Raw genomic sequence first — 17,865 nt, forward strand, 5'->3', positions numbered from 1 at the left:
CGCTGCCGGTGATAACAGTATGATTCGATGGGGACTGGTTATTGCGACCTATCTGATTGTCGGACTGATGCTGGTGCTGCCACCGGTTGTGGTCCTTTCCGAGGCCCTGCGGGAGGGGATCGGACCCGCTGTGGCCACACTGGCGGACCCGGATGCTGTCTCGGCATTCAGACTGACGCTGGAAATGACAATCGCCTCGGTGATCTTCAACACTATATTCGGCGTGCTGGCAGCATGGCTGATTTCAAAATATCGTTTTCCATTGCGCGGTCTTCTGGTTGCGCTGATTGAAATACCAATCAGTATTTCACCCGTGGTTGCCGGCCTCGTCTGGTTGTTACTGTTTGGCACGCAGGGCTGGTGGGGAACCGCACTGGAACGGATGCATATTGCCGTGGCTTTCGCCCCGCCCGGAATTCTGCTCGCCACCATATTCGTAACTTTTCCGTATGTAGCCCGGACGCTTCTGCCACTGATGGAACAGCAGGGACGCGACGTCGAAGAAGCGGCGATGTTGCTCGGCGCTTCGTTCTGGCAGATTTTGTTTTATGTGACGTTGCCCAATGCCCGCTGGGCACTTCTTTCAGGAATTTTGCTCACGACTGCCCGCGCAATGGGCGAATTTGGTGCGGTGTCTGTCGTCTCCGGACATATTCCGGGACTTACCGAGACCATGCCACTGCATATCGAAACATTGTATAATGGATACCAGTCAGTCGCGGCATTCACCATGGCGGCTCTGCTCGCAATCATGGCGATGGCGACAGTCTGGTTACGCTCGGTGTTTGAAGCGCGTGCGCTAAGGTTACCTGAACCGGACGTACAGGAAGGAGGGAGAGCATGAGTGTACGTGTTGAAGACCTGACGCGCAGCGTTACCGGGTCGAAGGGGGAGAAAACCCTGCTTCAGGATGTCTCACTGGACGTTCCGAATGGCGAGTTTGTAGCTCTGGTCGGTCCTTCAGGAGCGGGCAAGACCACATTATTACGCGCTATCGCCGGGCTCGATCCGGCAACGTCCGGGCAAATAATGATTGACGGACGGGCGATGCAGGGCCTGGCGCCGCGAGAGCGAAATGTCGGCTTCGTGTTCCAGAATTACGCGTTGTTCCAGCATCTTACGGTCGCAAAAAACATTTCCTTCGGTCTGGACGTCCTGCCGCGCGCGCAGCGCCCCTCGCGGACAGAAATTGCACAGAAGGTTTCCGATCTGCTGCAACTAATCCGGTTGCCGGATCTTGGAAGTGCTTATCCCTATCGTCTTTCAGGCGGACAGCGGCAGCGAGTGGCGCTCGCGCGGGCACTCGCGCGGCGGCCCGGTTTATTATTGCTTGATGAACCTTTTGGCGCCCTGGACCCGGTCGTGAGGCGCGCCGTGAGAACCTGGATTCGTTCGCTTCATGAACAACTGGGACTGACAACCATTCTGGTGACACACGATCAGGAAGAAGCCCTGGATGTCGCGGACCGGGTTGTGGTGATGCAGGACGGGCGGATCATGCAGGATGGAAACGCCGACACTCTTGAAATTCGTCCGGCAACACCATTTGTGATGGAGTTTCTGGGAGAATCCCTCTGCTTCGCCGGCCAGATTTCCAGAGGATGGTTTCTGGCGGACGAGGCACATATTGAGCCATTCCAGGTAGCAGATCAGGAGGCCGGTCCTGCCGTGGCGATGATCCGGCCGTATGAAGTGACACTGGTGCCCGAAGCGGAAGGCAGTTCCCTGAAACGCACTGGCGGACGTTATGGTATGGCCCGGCTGCTAGTCGATCTGGGAGCGCGTTCAGTAGAAATTTTAAGACCGGAGGCAGAAATGCCAGCTGTGGATGGCACAAAGGTCAACCTTGCGATCAGTTCAGCGCGCCTGTTCCGTGACGGTCATTTATTGCACGGAAAAGATCCGGTCGTCAGTGCGGTTACAGCAGAAAACATCAGAGCCTCTGAAATTCCTGCCCATGTTCTCTCCGCAAATTAACGATACATCTGCGTGAATTTCAGGTTTTTTGTTGTAATTACAGAGCCACGATCGTAATTGAACGATGAAGCATAATCTCAGGAGAGTTTTTTCGGCGTGGTGGATATCAGAAGCAACAGACGCGATGCTGAAGGTCAGAGCGTCATCACAGCCAACCGCCTGCTGGACGGAATCGTTGTGTGGCGCGCATTTGATGGCGCCTGGCGTGAACTGATCAGTGATGCGTCACCTGTGCCTAATGATCAGGTTGAAACGCTTCTGGCAATAGTCAAACCCGATGCCCAGTCGCAGGGTGTTGTGGGCATCTATGGTGTGCAGGTGCGCGAAGACGAGGCCGGACAGACCGTGCCGGTGACCGTGCGCGAACGTATCAGGGCCTTTGGTCCGTCTGTTCATCCGGATTTTTCGCCACAGGGCAGTCCGGCAGGGCACAATATCGAGGAGACCCGGCATGTCGGCTGATATACTGATCCGGGATGATGTCTTGCCGGCTGTGCGCTCAGTCGGGACGTATACATACGATCAGATAGATCGAGTCTTTCTGCGTGAGCGGATTGAACAGTTTAAGGATCAGGTTGCCCGCCGCATATCCGGTGAACTGACCGAAGATGAGTTCAAGCCTTTGCGGCTGATGAACGGCCTGTACCTTCAGCTCCATGCCTATATGCTACGTGTTGCAGTGCCTTATGGCACACTTACAGCGCGACAGGTGCGGGCGCTGGCAAGGATTGCCCGTGAATTTGACCGTGGTTATGGGCATTTCACCACACGTCAGAACATCCAGTTCAACTGGATCAGGCTGGAAGATACGCCTGCGGCGCTGGAAGTTCTGGCTGAAGCGGACATGCATGCGATCCAGACCAGCGGAAACTGCATTCGCAACGTGACGTCCGATGAATTCGCGGGTGCTTCAGCGGACGAGTTGCTGGACCCGCGTGTGCATGCGGAAATTCTGCGGCAATGGTCAACTCTGCATCCGGAGTTCACGTTCCTGCCGCGTAAGTTCAAGATTGCAATTTCGGGCAGTCCTCAGGACCGGGTTGCGGCACGTTTTCATGACATAGGCCTGATCGCGCGTCCTGACGTGAACGGACGTCCGCTCTTTGAGGTTTTTGTGGGCGGAGGCCTCGGACGCACACCCATTGTCGGAACGAAACTCCGCGATGATCTGCCAGAAGAAGATCTGGTTGCGTATCTGGAAGCGATTCTGCGGGTTTATAATGAGTTTGGACGGCGCGATAATATCTATAAAGCCAGAATCAAAATTCTGGTTCAGGCGCTTGGGGCTGATGAATTCCGCCAGCGTGTCGATACTGAATTCGTGGCAATGGATCGGGCACGTTATCGGCTGGAGCCGGCTCTTGTTCAGGCCATCCGCAACCGGTTTGGCGTTCCCGCTTTTGAGCCGGAGGGAAATGCTTCCGCTCTTCTGATGGAGATGCGACAAAAAGATCGTGCTTTCGATGCCTGGGTCAGAACAAACACACATGCACACCGTGCTCCCGGCTATATCTCAGTGGTTGTTTCCCTGAAGCCTGCAGGCGGCATTCCGGGCGATGCGACATCCGATCAGCTGGATATGCTGGCGAACCTGGCTGAGCGATTCAGTTTCAGCGAACTGCGTGTCACACATCTGCAAAATGTCGTTCTGGGCCATGTGCGTCAGGATCGGCTCTACGAAGTCTGGCAGGCGCTGTCCGAAGCGGGCATGGGGACCGCTAATATCGGCTTCATTACTGATATCGTGGCCTGCCCAGGTCTGGATTATTGCGCGCTGGCTAATGCCCGGGCGATCCCGATTGCCCAGAAGCTGAGCTCGCGGTTCGCCGATCTTGAGCTGCAGCGCGAAATTGGCAGTCTGCGTATCAATATTTCCGGTTGCATCAACGCCTGCGGGCATCATCATGCCGCACATATCGGTATTCTTGGTGTTGATAAGCGCGGCGAGGAAGCGTTCCAGCTTACACTGGGCGGCTCCGGTGAGGAGGATGCATCGATTGGCCAGATTCTGGGACCGGCAATGAGTGAAGATGATGCGGTCGATGCGGTCGCACGACTGGTTGATTTCTATCTTGTCCGCCGAAACGACGAAGAACGCTTCCTCGATGCCTATCGCCGTCTTGGCACTGCTGCGTTCAAGGATGTTGTCTATGCCCCTGCTTGAGAATGGTCATCTGATCACTGATACATGGCATTATGCGGTCGATGGCGAGGCGCTGGGAGCGGGACCGGTTATTGTTCCGCTATCGCGTCTGAGCGAGGGACTCGGACGCATAACAGGTGCACTGGGCGTTGTGCTTCCGGTCGACCAGAATGTCTCCGCCCTGCGAGATTCGCTGCCGAAAATTTCTCTGGTCGTCATCGGATTTCCGATTTTCAGAGACGGGCGACCATTCAGTCAGGCACGGGCACTTCGGGAGCATCTTCATTTCACGGGGGAGATCCGCGCATCCGGACATATTCTGCCGGATCAGTATGAGTTTCTCATACGCTGTGGCGTCACAACGGTTGAAGTGGCCGAAGAGACAGATTTGTCTGCATGGGAACGGGCGCTTCATCAGTTTCGGGTGGCCATGCAGCCATCAGTAATGAATGAAAAGCCGACGGGCTTCGGATTGCGCCGGTTTCTGCCAGCCTGACAGGCTCTCTTTTTTACCGACTTGCCTTCTGACTGAAGAGGCTGTTTTCAAAGGCCACTCATCCGGCGTTTTTTCTGTTTTGATCAGAACTCATGCCTGCACGCTGATCAAGGCTCGTATGATGTCGGTCTTCCTGTGTGTTTTTGCCAAAGCCGCAGTCCGCTTTCTGACAGACACATGACGATTCTGCCGCTGAGAACAAAAATTTACCGCTCATATTCAGATTTGAAATTGATTTATGCCGGTTTTCAAAGAGTTTTTAAATATCAGGTCATCAGATCATTAATCATATTTTCCATTACCACAGGTTGCAGACCGTCCTGTCTCGCTTTACCCCATTATCAACTTACAGCTCCGCGTCGCATTCCTTCGCGAGGCCTGCTCGATGAAAGGGTATATTATGCGAAAGGAACGGGGTAGCCAGCCTCTCTGCCTGTGGCATGTCTCTCCTAATGCCATGCGCCTGAGCCGGCTGCTGCGCATGTCAAGACGCGATACTCTTCTTGCCGGCATGAGCGCAGCACTTGCGGGAAGCATCGGAGTGGCTGTCGCTCAGGATCAGCAACCTTCCGATCAGCGGAGCAGCAATACAGAAGACCTGCCAGTGGAAGAGTTCATGGCGCTGTCCCGCCGGCTGACAGACCGGGCTGAACTCGACCAGCGGATAGGTGATGCCTTATGCGCGGGTATCGTGCATGGCAATGCGGCGCGCGCTGAGCAAATCCATGCGCTGCATGACCTGCTGACAAAAGGAAATTTTGCCAGCGCATCTGAGTTCGCCCATGCGGCCGAGACACAGGACAAGGCTTACAAAGATGTCGTTCACGAGATCATGACTGGCTGGTATCGCGGCGTAGCTGATGGAAAGGTCGTGGTTTACCGCTCCGCACTGATGTTCGATATCACAAAAGATGCTGTATACCCCAAGACTTATGCCTCTGGCGGTCCGTTTTACTGGACTGCGAAACCTCCTGAAGTAGCGGTGCCAACCGGTCAGCCGGCGATGTCTCCTTCGAAATTTGTCGTAGAGCCCACCTGAGAGCGAGATCAGTCAGTTTCATGTCTTCCGAACAGAATCTTTCCGCAGACGTTGTGATCGTCGGGTCTGGCGTCGCCGGCAGCTCCATTGCCAACGAACTGGCTCGCGCGGGGATTTCCGTCATTGTGCTGGAAGCCGGTCCCCGCGTAGATCGCCAGCATTTTGTCGAAAATTTCCGCAATCTGGAAAACAAGCCTTCTTATCAGGGCCCTTTCCCGGCTGTTCCCTGGGCGCAGCATCCGCCGGATCAGCAGACTCCGAACGAGTATCTGCATACATCAGGCCCGGATGCTGAAGCCTATCAGCAGGTTTATCTGCGGATGATGGGCGGCACGACCTGGCATTGGGCGGGCTGTGCGTGGCGTTATCTGCCATCTGACTTTGAGCTGAAAACACGTTATGGTCAGGGGCGTGACTGGGCTCTGAAGTATGACGACCTTGAGCCGTTCTATTATCAGGCTGAAGTCATGATGGGGGTGTGTGGCCCCGACCCGGCGGTCGAGGATCTCGGTTCGCCTCGGAAACAGGTCTACCCGATGGACGCGCTGCCGATTTCCTATGCGGCACAGCAGTTTCGCAAGTTGATTTCGGAGAAAACACCCTGGCGGGTTGTACATGAACCGCAGGCCAGAAACACACGGCCTTACGACAGACGTCCGACCTGTGAGGGCCATAACAACTGCATGCCGATCTGTCCGATCGGGGCAATGTATAATGGCAGCTATTCCGTTTATGACGCCGAAGCCGCCGGGGCAAAATTCATTCCGAATGCTGTCGTGTATAAAATTGAGCGTGACAGTGCCAACAAACGTGTGACGGCATTACATTACTTCGATCCGGACAAAGGATCACATCGCGTTACAGGCAAATACTTTGTCATCGCAGCACATTGTATCGAAACAGCAAAACTTCTTCTGGTCTCAGCGGATGAGCAGAGCCCGGAGGGCGTGGCTAACAGTTCCGGGCATGTCGGCCGGAATATGATGGACCATACAGGCGTTCAGGTGACCTTCATCAGCGGCGGCGAAGCCTGGTGGCCGGGTCGCGGTCCTCTTGAAACCAATGTGATCGATAATTTCCGGGATGGCCCGTGGCGTAATGAGCGCGGCGCTTATCTGGTTCACATGGTCGATGACAATCAGGTTGATCTGGCTACTCAGCTGGCCATCTCAAAAGGCTATGTCGGCAGAGAACTGGAAGAGCAGATCCGCTATCTTGCTTCTCATACGGTGCGTCTTTTCAGCCATAACGAAGGTCTGGCCGACCCGGACAATCGACTGACACTGAACAAAACCAAAAAAGACATGCTCGGTATTCCGCATCCGGACGTTTACTACAAACTTCCTGAATATACGGTCAGAAGCTGCGAAAACACGCGTGAAGTGTTCCGCCAGATGATTGGTCTGATGCATGGCACGGACGAACAGTGGACGCCTGGCTATTTCCCTCAGGATCATCCTGCCGGCAGCACAATTATGGGTGTGGACCCGAAGGATTCCGTCGTGGACGGGCACTGCCGCACGCACGATCACGACAATCTGTTCATTGCCAGTTCCTCCGTCTTTTCGTCCGTCGGAACGGGCAACATTACTCTCACCGTGGCGGCTCTGGCGCTCCGCGTTGCTGACACGCTGAAAAAAGAACTCATTCATGCCTGATTTAAAAAATTCCTTCTATACGCTTCTTGTTGCAGGAACGGTCTTTGCAGGACCAGGCACCGGGGTTGTTCTTGCGGCTGATACGGACCTGGCTCCGGCCGGTCGCGGCGCGGCTATTGAAGGCAGCGGGCCGGATGACGAAGCCACACTGGCTCGCGGCGAATATATTGCGACAGCAGCAGACTGCATCGCCTGCCACACAAGCAAAGGTGGCAAACCTTTTGCCGGTGGTCTGAAGGTCGGCACGCCAATGGGCGATGTAATTTCAACCAACATCACGCCTGATCCGGAGCATGGAATCGGGAAATATACCGAGCAGCAGTTTGATCAGGCTGTCCGGCATGGCGTGCGGGATGACGGCTCATATCTGTATCCGGTCATGCCTTATGTCTCTTATGCCGGCATGACTGATCAGGACGTAACGGCTCTGTATGCTTGGTTCAGACATCGCGTAAAGCCGGTTGCGGAAAGCCCGCCGGCCACATCTCTCAGCTTTCCGGCCAGCATGCGGTCATCCATGGCTGTCTGGAATATGTTCGCGACGAAAGAAACGCCCGGACAAGGTGATTCTGCCACCTATAACAAGCTGAAACGCGGTGAATATCTGGCGAATGCGCTGGAACATTGCGGGACCTGCCATACACCCCGCAACTTCATGCTTGATGAAAAGCATGATCGCTATCTTGCCGGCGGGCCATTGAGCGGCTGGTACGCGCCAAACATTACATCCAGTGTAAGCAGCGGGATCGGAAACTGGAGCGAAGCCGACATCATCGTCTATCTGAAGACTGGTCGCGCACAGAACCACGCGCAGGCAGCCGGTCCGATGGGTGAAGCCGTTGAGCACAGCACCAGCAGACTGACTGACCCGGATCTGGAAGCTCTCGCCGCCTGGATAAAGCAGGTTCCGGCGATGGATGACGACCTTGAACACAAGCCGAGGGACAGCTTTGGTCAGGCCGTAAACGCACCGGACATCAGGACGAAGGTCCCTTCACGGATTGACGATCTGTCTGAAATGACTGGTCCGCATATCTTTGATGCCAACTGCGCTGCCTGCCATGGACGAAACGGGTCTGGAACCGATGATCATTACGCGCCCTCTCTTTTCGCCAACTCAGTCATCGGGACAACGCGTCCGGATAATCTGATTATGGTGGTGCTGAACGGGGTGAACCGGACAGCAGGAAAAGATCATGCTGGCATGCCGGGGTTTGGCGCAGATTCGCAGGTTCAGCGACTGAGCGACAGCGAAATCGCCAGTCTGGTCAATTATGTCATGGGAACCTTTGGGAGCGGCGATCCGCATGTAACAGCCGAAAAAGTGGCATCGTTCCGCAACAAGTAATATTTTCCTCACCGGCATTGAAAATGTGCCGGAAGTTTTTTCTCGAATATAGCCTGTTACGTCGGTTTCAGGCATGAAACTGACGTACTCTTCTGTCTTTTCAGTGATCTCCCCACATCGGCAGAGAAAAACCAGGCAGTTTATACTATTCTATTTTACTGTATTGTGACTATCTCCGGAAAGACCTCACATATGCACCGGTCGTGTCAGATATAAGAGCCCTTTTGGAAATTCAGGGATGAGCATTTCGGTTTAACATGAGGCTTCCTGTTGCGGTGTAAATCATGACCTTTGCGACGTTGTTACGCTGTTCACCGCCCTTCACGAGTCGCCGCTGGCGGATCGTCCGCCGAATGTGCGCTCCGTCTCTCCTCTACGCGGCAGGCCCCGAATCCCTTTACTGCATCTGAGCGCCGGATACCCTTGATCGAGAAATCGGGAAAAGAACTTTTTCCATCTATGCGGGTGTGGTCGTAACCTCCGTCCGCGAACAGATGCTTCACTCATGACGGCGTTTACGGAGATAGCATCAAGGACCATTCGCTTTCCGACACTACCGAACCGCAGGCAGGAGTGAGCCTGAGCAGAATCTGTCGGCCATCCGCATCAACCGCGATGTAGTAGTTATCTTCTTGCCTGCATCATAACCGCGTATTCCTGCATGAGGAACTTTGATGCTCTGACTATCGATCATACCTCCAATAGACCGGCCTCGCGTCCCGCTGCCTCACGATCAGACATCATGAATGGTTTGGAGCAGAAAGCAGCCCATCAGCCTGTTAAACCACAGCCCGGCTGTCTGCCGTGGACCAAACCGACTGCATCTTCCCGGACCACAGCCTGACCAGACAAGATACCGCAGAGCATTGATGATCTCATAGAAGTCGGTTATCCGCTTCCGGTCGCGCTGGTGCACTGGCGACATCAGGGGCACCATACACTTCCGGTTCCTCATCAGTCAGAAATCAGAGCAGGCGGGTAGCGTTTCGTCTAGAGCGTAATTCAGACCACTTGGCCTCTTTACTCTGGCGTCCATACCAAAGCCTGAATCACGCACCATATTCCTTGAAAACCCGTCATATCCAATTTTCACAAGAGCTCTGAGGGCTCTAACACCCCATACCTGACCGGGAGCAGCGCGGCAGGGAGATAAATGAATTTTTTAAAGTATATAATTCAGAATTTCTAAAAAAATACACACTGATCGACTGCAACATCAGCATGAGTTCACGTCATTTGTTACCATCATTAAGACTGTCTGGGAGAAACATTCGTTCCTCTGTCTTCGGGAAAGTAGCTAATTGCTACGCAGGAATACAATATAATCAGAATAACTAAATATAAATTTTAGAACAGATCTTTATTAGATAAATAATTTAGTTTTTCTTCATACAAATTTAATTTTTACTTCAAAACCATCAGATAAAATCGGTCTCCGACATAATTAATGAATATATATTCATTTACAGACAAAAAACCCCTGACCGTAAAACGATATTTCTCAGTTGATTATTTTTTCACACCATTGACCCACGTCAAAGAAATTTGCGGACTTTGTCGCTAGCATACCCTTATTGTTTCCCGGCGGTTCGTCCGTAGTCTCATCGGGGCTATCGGGTGCTGGATCGCGCCCGACAGAAACATTCAAAATAATATGGGAACTGATCATGAGTCTCAAGATTGCGGCGATCAGGGAGCACGATGCGTCGGAACGACGTGTCGCGCTAGTGCCGGATGTTGCCGCCCGTATCAAACGACTGGGGTGTGATGTCGCACTTGAGGCAGGCGCCGGTGTTGCGTCGTCTTATCCGGATGCCTCTTATAAGGACGTATCGATCGAAGCTGACAGGGCTGCATTGCTGGGTTCAGCCGATATTGTTCTGGCTGTAGAACCTCCGCCACCTGAACTGGTTAAGGCAATGAAGCCGGGCGCGATCCTGATTTCATTTGTTTACGGCAGAAACAATCCGGATCTCGTGAAAGCTCTGCGTGATGGAAAGATCACGGGATTCGCCATGGAGCAAATCCCGCGCATCAGCCGCGCACAGGCCATGGACGCGTTGTCCAGCCAGGCGACTTTGGCCGGGTATTATTCCGTGCTGCTCGGCGCTGTACACATGCCCAAAATTCTGCCGATGATGACCACTGCCGTCGGTTCGCTGCGGGCAGCTCAGGTTCTGGTCATGGGGCTGGGGGTCGCGGGCCTGCAGGCGCTGGCGACGGCGCATCGTCTGGGCGCTGTGACCGAAGGCTATGACGTCAGACCGGAAACCCGTGACGAGGCCCATTCGCTGGGATCAAAATTCGTCGAAACAGGGGTGAATGCAACCGGACAGGGTGGCTACGCGCGTGAACTGACGGCGGATGAGAAGGCGAAAGTCCGCTCGGTTCTGAGCGACCACATTGCGCGAGCTGATCTCATTGTGACCACAGCGGCTGTGCCGGGACGCAGGGCTCCGCGCCTGATCGACGCGGACCAGATCGCAAAGATGAAACAGGGCTCCGTCATTATTGATCTCGGAGCCGAAGGTGGTGGCAACTGTGAAGGCACCAAGGCCGGTGAGATCGTGCAGGTCGGTCCTGTGACGATTGTTGGTCCGATCAATCTGCCATCCTGCCTCGCGGAGCAGGCCAGCGAGCTTTACGCGAAGAATATTTTCAACCTGCTTCAGCAGATTATCAAGGACGGAAAGCTGACACTCGATATGACGGATGAAGTCATTGCGAAGACGCTTGTCACATATGATGGCAAGATCACCAGCGATGCAATCCGTCAGGTGGTTGAAGGTCCTGCCGTATCGGCTGCCCCGCCCCCTTCGGCCCCGACAGCGAAAGGATAGCCAGAATGCTTACGTCCATGACTCTCATTATCGCGCTTTATATTTTCATGCTGGCGGCTTTCACGGGCTACGTGGTTATCAGTCGCGTGCCATCGATCCTGCATACACCGCTGATGTCAGGATCGAATTTCATTCACGGCATCGTCGTGGTGGGGGCGCTGACGGCTCTTTTCTCCGCAACAAACATAATCGAACAGATTATCGGTTTTTTCGGAGTTCTGCTTGGAGCAGGCAATGTAATGGGTGGTTACGTTGTCACTGACCGGATGCTGGCAATGTTTCGTCCGAGCGCAAAGAAGCCCGGACAGGTCGCCACTGACAAGAAGACAGCATCATGATTGCAATCGAATATATTGTCGGCCTGAGCGGACTGCTCGCTTCGGCACTTTTCATTTATGGCCTCAAGGGGATGTCCTCTCCTGTGACTGCCGTAAAAGGAATTGTCACGGCTGGCTGGGGCATGGCTTTCGTCGTGGCGGTCAGCTTTCTGCAGGCTTTTGAGGTTCCGGAAGACGTTCTGCCGCACCTGCCGGTCAATCTGGGGCTTGCCGTGCTGGCGCTGGTGCTGGGCGCTGCGTGGACAGGCTGGAAAGGCCGGACTGTACCGATGACAGCAATGCCGCAGATGGTGGCATTATATAATGGTATGGGCGGTGGCGCCGCCGCCGCTGTGGCGGCAATCGCTCTGCTAAAGCACGAAGGCGGCACACCGCTGCATCTTGGCGTGACTGTAACAGGTGCGCTGATCGGCTGCATATCGCTGACAGGTTCGATCATTGCCTGGGCCAAGCTGGATGGCCGGATGAAGCAACCGATCCGTTTCAGCGGGCAGCGAGTTTTCAACGGCGTGGTTTTCATTGGCACGCTGGCACTTGGCGTTATGACCGTCATAACGCAGCTTCAGGGGGAGCCGGAAAGCGGGTTGTTTGCAATCCTGTTCTTCGCGGGCGCTCTGTTTTTCGGGCTGTGCATGACAGTGCCGATCGGCGGCGCGGATATGCCGGTTGTGATATCGCTCTACAACACTTTCACCGGCCTTGCCGTGGGACTTGAAGGCTACGTCATGTCCAATCCGGCACTGATGATTGCCGGTATGGTCGTGGGTTCGGCAGGCACGCTGCTGACGCTTCTGATGGCAAAGGCGATGAACCGGTCGCTGGCAAATGTGCTCTTCAGCAATTTCGGCGCAACGTCCGCACAGGCCGCAGGCGGACCGCAAGGCGAAATGAAATCCGTCGATCCGGCGGATGCTGCGACGACAATGCGTTATGCGTCCAGCGTTATTATCATTCCTGGCTACGGCCTCGCGGTCGCTCAGGCTCAGCAGAAGCTCTACGAATTCGTAAAAATGCTTCAGGCCGCAGGTGTAGATGTGAAATTTGCGATCCATCCGGTCGCAGGCCGAATGCCTGGTCACATGAATGTGCTGCTGGCGGAAGCAGGTGTGCCTTACGACATGATCTACGACATGGACGATATCAACGACAGTTTTGCTACAACTGATGTCGCGCTGGTGATTGGCGCGAATGACGTGGTCAATCCGTCAGCGCGAACAGATAAGAGTTCACCGATCTATGGAATGCCGATCCTGAATGCGGATCAGGCGAAGCAGGTTTTCGTGATCAAGCGCGGTAAGGGCACCGGATATTCCGGCGTACAGAACCCGCTTTTCTTCGCGAAGAACACCTCGATGGTCTTCGGCGATGCACAGGCGGTGCTGAGTAAAATGGTCGAAACTCTGAAGGGTCTTGGAACAAACTGATCCGCAGCGGAGTGGGTTCCACTCCGCTGGCTGAAGTGAAACAGACTTAAAATGGAGAGAATTATGGCTGGCAAAATGAAAGCAGCGGTGGTGCGCGAGTTCGGCAAGCCCCTGTCGATCGAAGAACTGGATATTCCGTCCATCAACGAAAACCAGATCCTGGTTAAGGTTGATACCTGCGGCGTATGTCACACCGATCTTCATGCGGCACGCGGTGACTGGCCCGTTAAACCCAAACCGCCCTTCATCCCCGGGCATGAAGGCGTGGGACATGTTGTTGAGGTTGGCAGTAATGTGAACTGGATCAGGGAAGGCGATATTGTCGGCGTGCCTTATCTGTATTCAGCCTGCGGTCATTGCGAGCATTGCCTGGGTGGCTGGGAAACACTTTGCGAAAAGCAGGAGGACACCGGGTATACCGTCAATGGCTGTTTTGCTGAATATGTCGTCGCTGATCCGAACTATGTCGCTCACATCCCCAAAGGAGTTGATCTTCTTCACACGGCTCCGGTGCTGTGCGCCGGTCTGACGGTCTATAAGGGCCTGAAAATGACCGAGGCGCGTGCCGGGAACTGGGTCGCTGTCTCAGGCGTTGGCGGTCTGGGACAAATGGCAATTCAGTACGGAGTAGCCATGGGTTTCAATATGATTGCGGTCGATATTGACGACGGCAAGCTTGCGGAAGCAAAAAAACTTGGCGCGGCCCTGACCGTTAACGCAAAGGAAGCCGATCCTGCGGCCTTCGTACAGAAAGAAGTGGGCGGCGCGCACGGTGCGCTGGTCACCGCGGTTTCCCGTATCGCCTTTTCCCAGGCGATGGGATATGCACGAAGAGGTGGAACAATTGTTCTCAACGGACTGCCTCCCGGGGAATTCCCGGTATCGATTTTCGATATGGTCATGGCGGGAACGACAGTCCGCGGGTCAATCGTGGGCACGCGGCTCGACATGATCGAGGCGTTGTCTTTTTTCTCGGAAGGGAAGGTGCGGTCGGTTGTGAAACCGGACAAGCTGGAGAACATCAATCAGATCTTTGATGATCTGCAGAACGGGCGTGTCGAAGGCCGTGTCGTTCTGGATTTCAGGACCTGATCTGACAGCGCCCGCTTCGGGCGCATTTCCCAGGCCGCCCACAGAGCAGCAGAAGGAGCCAGGCTATGGCCTACGCAACGATTAATCCCTTTACCAATGAACAGATTAAAGTTTTTCCGAATACGACAGATGCTGAAATAGATGCGACGCTCGATGCGGCGCATACGACTTTCCTGTCATGGCGGGAAACATCATTCGCTGAGCGCGCAAAGGTCATGCAGAACGCCGCTGATATTCTGCGTCGTGATGCAGACAAATATGCTAAGATCATGACCCTAGAAATGGGGAAACTGATCTCTGAATCGCGGGCTGAAGTAGAACTTACAGCGGCTATTTTCGAATATTATGCGAAGAATGCGGAACGCCTTCTCCAGCCGCAGGATCTGCCTGTTGCCAGCAAAGATGAAGGTCGGGCGAAACTTGTTTTCCAGCCACTGGGTATTCTTCTGGCCGTTGAACCGTGGAATTTCCCGCATTATCAGGTTGCACGCATTATCGCGCCGCAATTGTCCGCAGGTAACACCGTTATCCTGAAGCATGCTTCCAACGTCCCTCAGTCGGCTCAGGCGATGGACGATCTGATGATTGAGGCCGGCCTGCCAAAAGGCGGCTTCCGCAATCTGTATCCGACTCATGATCAGGTAGCCCGCATCGTTGCCGATCATCGTGTGCGTGGCGTGGCTCTGACGGGTTCTGAGGGGGCTGGCGCGAAGATTGCGTCCGGTGCCGGAGCGGCCCTGAAGAAATCCACCATGGAACTGGGCGGATCTGACGCATTTATCGTTCTTGAAGACGCCGATCTTGAGAAAACCGCGAAGTGGGCGGTATTCGGACGTCACTGGAATGCCGGTCAGGTCTGCGTTTCAGCCAAGCGGATGATTGTGGTTGATTCCGTGTATGACGAATTTGTCAAACGTTACCGCGAAGGCGTGGCACAGTTGAAAATGGGCGATCCGATGGATCCGTCCACGACGCTCGCTCCGCTGTCTTCGCAGAAGGCCGCTGATGATCTGAAAAAACAGGTTGAAGATGCAGTTAAAGCTGGCGCAAAGGCTGAAGAAATCCCGCTGGCAATGCCGAATACAGGCGCGTTCTTCCGTCCGGTCATTCTGACAGATGCAAAACACGACAATCCGGCTCGTCGGGAAGAATTTTTTGGACCGGTGACGTTGCTGTTCCGGGCGAAAGATGAAGCGGACGCAATCAGCATTGCTAACGATTCACCTTATGGTCTTGGTGGCTCGGTCTTCACGAAGGATGAGGCTCGTGGCGAACGCGTTGCAAAGAAGATCGAAACCGGAATGGTCTACATCAACCATCCGACAATGGTGAAGGCAGATCTGCCTTTTGGTGGCGTTCTGCGTTCCGGTTATGGGCGCGAACTGATTGGCCTTGGCATTAAGGAATTTGTTAACGCCAAGCTGATCGATATCGTCGATATCGACGCACCTTTCTGATCGGGATATAATATTTCGGGGCGGGACTGCTTTATTTCCCGCCCCTTTTGAAAACCTGACCGCGATTTTTAGCGATCTTCCGCAAAATACCGAATGTGGCTTTTTTCTTGAGTACGGATCAGTCGCACAGCGGCGTCCGCCCAGGAAAACTGGTTTATCTGCCTGGTTGCAGACCCACAATATTTGATAGACACTTTCCGACCAGCACAGAGCCATGCCGCGGAAAGGTCGACCTCCCTATGTCTTACGGGTTTCTGAGAACTGTCATCTCGCATGGACGGTGTTTACGTTCATGCTCAGCATTACTTGCTGCGGGAATCCTATTCTGCGGGCCTGTCAGGACCGCTTTCGCGGCACCAGGCGGAGATGCTCTGGATTTCGGAGCGACCAACCTTGGTTTGCCGCCGATTCCACCCGCTGTCGGCGAACATGGCATGGTTGTTTCAGCCCAGCAACTTGCCTCCAGGGTCGGGGCTGAAATCCTTCGCGAAGGTGGCAATGCGGTGGATGCGGCTGTCGCCGTCGGCTACGCGCTGGCGGTTGTTTATCCCGCTGCCGGGAATATTGGCGGCGGCGGTTTCATGACATTGCGCACTCCGGACGGTCAGGCGATCTTTCTCGACTTCCGCGAACATGCACCGAAAGCAGCGACCGAAGATATGTATCGGGATACCCAGGGACATGTAATTCCGGGGTTATCGATCACAGGATGGAAAGCTGTCGCTATCCCTGGTACAGTTGCGGGGCTTGAGCTTGCGCTGAAAAAATGGGGAACATTTCCGCGTGCCAGAGTGATGGCACCGGCCATTGCTCTGGCACGCAACGGCTATGTTCTGGCAGAAAATGATATCTGGTTGCTGAACACGTCCACCGAAAAATTCGCGGCCAATCCATATGCAGCAAAGATCTTCCTGCGTCCGGATGGAACGCCGTTCAGAGTAGGAGACCGACTGGTTCAGAGCAATCTGGCGAACACATTGCAACTCATTGCTGACAGGGGACCGGACGCGTTCTACCGCGGCCCCATCGCCGAAGAAGTCGTTCGGACCAGCCGCGAAGAGGGCGGCATTCTACAACGCGCTGACTTTGAAGCCTATAAGCCCCGCATATTACCAACCGTTACGTGTCATTACCGAGGCTATCAGGTCGATACGGCGCCGCCGCCAAGCGGAGGAGGAGTCGCGCTTTGTGAAATTCTGGACATTCTGTCCGGCTATGATCTGAAAACCGAAGGTCTTTACAGCACCGTCGCCGCTCATCAGGAAATCGAAGCCATGCGGCATACATATTCGGACCGGCGCGACCTTGGTGATCCTGATTTTGTAAAAAATCCTGTTGCACACCTCATCGATCCGGCCTACGCCGCACAGATCAGGAATAATATTCCGGCTGACCGGGCCGTGCCTTCTGCTTCCCTGCTCCCGGGAAGCGCCGAACCTGAAAAATATGAGACGACACATTTCTCCATTATGGATAAATCCGGTTACGCAGTTGCGGTAACCTATACGTTAAACGGCTGGTTCGGTGCTAAGGTAATTGGTGGTTCAACCGGTTTTTTCCTCAATGATGAGATGGATGATTTCTCATCTGCTCCAGGTGTGCCGAATATGTTCGGGATTTTAGGTAGCCGGGCAAATGCAATTGAGCCAGGAAAGACACCGCTGTCTTCCATGTCGCCGACTATCCTCTCCCGTGGTGGCAAAGCCATCATGGCAATCGGCAGCCCCGGTGGTTCGCGTATTCCGACTATTACGCTGGCAGCGATTCTTGGTGTCGTCGATTATGGCATGACCATTCAGGAGGCGATCGATCTGCCCCGGATTCATGAGCAGTGGCAGCCTGATATTGTGGAGACAGAACCCGGCGCGTTGAAAACAGACGTGATGGAAGCACTGCAACTGGAAGGCTATCAGTTCAGCGTACATCAGCCCTGGGGGTCAGCAGAAGGCGTCCTGTACGGGGGGCCTCGTCTTGGCAGCAAGTCAGACGGACATTTTTATGGTGGATTTGACCGGCGCCATTCCGGTGGAAGTGCTGTCGGGGAATAAATTAC

The 17,865-nt window shown here is 54.4% G+C and carries 14 protein-coding genes and 1 pseudogene; 14 read left to right on the top strand and 1 reads right to left on the bottom strand.

Features of this window, described 5'->3' with window-relative positions; genetic code table 11:
* Positions 1 to 19: 19 nt before the first annotated feature.
* From GOB90_RS13440 to GOB90_RS13475, 8 genes are all read left to right on the top strand, one after another.
* On the top strand, positions 20 to 844 hold the full coding sequence (locus GOB90_RS13440; protein ID WP_146888764.1) for a sulfate ABC transporter permease: 825 nt from the start codon (positions 20 to 22) through the stop codon (positions 842 to 844).
* Positions 841 to 1,977 carry a sulfate/molybdate ABC transporter ATP-binding protein gene (locus tag GOB90_RS13445; RefSeq protein ID WP_146888645.1) on the top strand — a complete coding sequence of 379 codons (1,137 nt, stop codon included), beginning with the start codon at positions 841 to 843 and terminating at the stop codon, positions 1,975 to 1,977. The genes GOB90_RS13440 and GOB90_RS13445 overlap by 4 nt, the downstream gene beginning before the upstream one ends.
* 99 nt (positions 1,978 to 2,076) lie before the next feature.
* Positions 2,077 to 2,439 (top strand): DUF2849 domain-containing protein, encoded by a 363-nt coding sequence (locus GOB90_RS13450; RefSeq protein ID WP_146888761.1) that lies wholly within the window; start codon positions 2,077 to 2,079, stop codon positions 2,437 to 2,439.
* Entirely contained in the window at positions 2,429 to 4,141 is a 1,713-nt protein-coding gene (locus GOB90_RS13455; RefSeq protein WP_146888642.1) for a nitrite/sulfite reductase, read from the top strand. The genes GOB90_RS13450 and GOB90_RS13455 overlap by 11 nt, the downstream gene beginning before the upstream one ends.
* On the top strand, positions 4,128 to 4,616 hold the full coding sequence (locus GOB90_RS13460; protein WP_146888639.1) for a DUF934 domain-containing protein: 489 nt from the start codon (positions 4,128 to 4,130) through the stop codon (positions 4,614 to 4,616). Before GOB90_RS13455 ends, GOB90_RS13460 begins: the two co-directional genes overlap by 14 nt.
* A 400-nt stretch (positions 4,617 to 5,016) precedes the next feature.
* A complete protein-coding gene (locus tag GOB90_RS13465; RefSeq protein ID WP_242012024.1) occupies positions 5,017 to 5,655 on the top strand; it encodes a sorbitol dehydrogenase family protein in 639 nt (212 codons plus the stop codon).
* Between the two features lie 20 nt (positions 5,656 to 5,675).
* On the top strand, positions 5,676 to 7,313 hold the full coding sequence (locus GOB90_RS13470; protein WP_146888633.1) for a GMC family oxidoreductase: 1,638 nt from the start codon (positions 5,676 to 5,678) through the stop codon (positions 7,311 to 7,313).
* The gene (locus tag GOB90_RS13475) at positions 7,306 to 8,661 is read left to right on the top strand and encodes a c-type cytochrome (RefSeq protein ID WP_146888630.1); all 1,356 of its coding nucleotides are present in this window, start codon (positions 7,306 to 7,308) and stop codon (positions 8,659 to 8,661) included. The genes GOB90_RS13470 and GOB90_RS13475 overlap by 8 nt, the downstream gene beginning before the upstream one ends.
* Positions 8,662 to 8,893: 232 nt before the next feature.
* Here the strand turns inward: GOB90_RS13475 and GOB90_RS19695 are convergent.
* Positions 8,894 to 9,598 (bottom strand): annotated as a pseudogene (locus GOB90_RS19695) (transposase); the annotation flags it as partial.
* A 730-nt stretch (positions 9,599 to 10,328) separates the two neighbouring features.
* Between GOB90_RS19695 and GOB90_RS13480 the strand changes: the two are divergent.
* The 6 genes from GOB90_RS13480 to ggt all read left to right on the top strand — a co-directional run bounded on the left by GOB90_RS13480 (position 10,329) and on the right by ggt (position 17,860).
* A complete protein-coding gene (locus tag GOB90_RS13480; protein ID WP_146888627.1) occupies positions 10,329 to 11,501 on the top strand; it encodes an NAD(P) transhydrogenase subunit alpha in 1,173 nt (390 codons plus the stop codon).
* 5 nt (positions 11,502 to 11,506) lie between these two features.
* Complete coding sequence (locus GOB90_RS13485; RefSeq protein WP_146888623.1) at positions 11,507 to 11,839, top strand: NAD(P) transhydrogenase subunit alpha; 333 nt, start codon at positions 11,507 to 11,509, stop codon at positions 11,837 to 11,839.
* Positions 11,836 to 13,263, top strand: a complete 1,428-nt coding sequence (locus GOB90_RS13490; RefSeq protein WP_146888620.1) for an NAD(P)(+) transhydrogenase (Re/Si-specific) subunit beta — start codon at positions 11,836 to 11,838, stop codon at positions 13,261 to 13,263. The genes GOB90_RS13485 and GOB90_RS13490 overlap by 4 nt, the downstream gene beginning before the upstream one ends.
* A 63-nt stretch (positions 13,264 to 13,326) precedes the next feature.
* The gene (adhP, locus tag GOB90_RS13495) at positions 13,327 to 14,355 is read left to right on the top strand and encodes an alcohol dehydrogenase AdhP (protein WP_146888617.1); all 1,029 of its coding nucleotides are present in this window, start codon (positions 13,327 to 13,329) and stop codon (positions 14,353 to 14,355) included.
* A 65-nt stretch (positions 14,356 to 14,420) separates the two neighbouring features.
* The gene (locus GOB90_RS13500) at positions 14,421 to 15,812 is read left to right on the top strand and encodes an NAD-dependent succinate-semialdehyde dehydrogenase (protein WP_146888614.1); all 1,392 of its coding nucleotides are present in this window, start codon (positions 14,421 to 14,423) and stop codon (positions 15,810 to 15,812) included.
* Between the two features lie 239 nt (positions 15,813 to 16,051).
* On the top strand, positions 16,052 to 17,860 hold the full coding sequence (ggt, locus tag GOB90_RS13505; RefSeq protein ID WP_146888611.1) for a gamma-glutamyltransferase: 1,809 nt from the start codon (positions 16,052 to 16,054) through the stop codon (positions 17,858 to 17,860).
* Positions 17,861 to 17,865: the final 5 nt, after the last annotated feature.

The organism is Acetobacter oeni, from assembly GCF_011516825.1.
Lineage (GTDB): Bacteria > Pseudomonadota > Alphaproteobacteria > Acetobacterales > Acetobacteraceae > Acetobacter > Acetobacter oeni.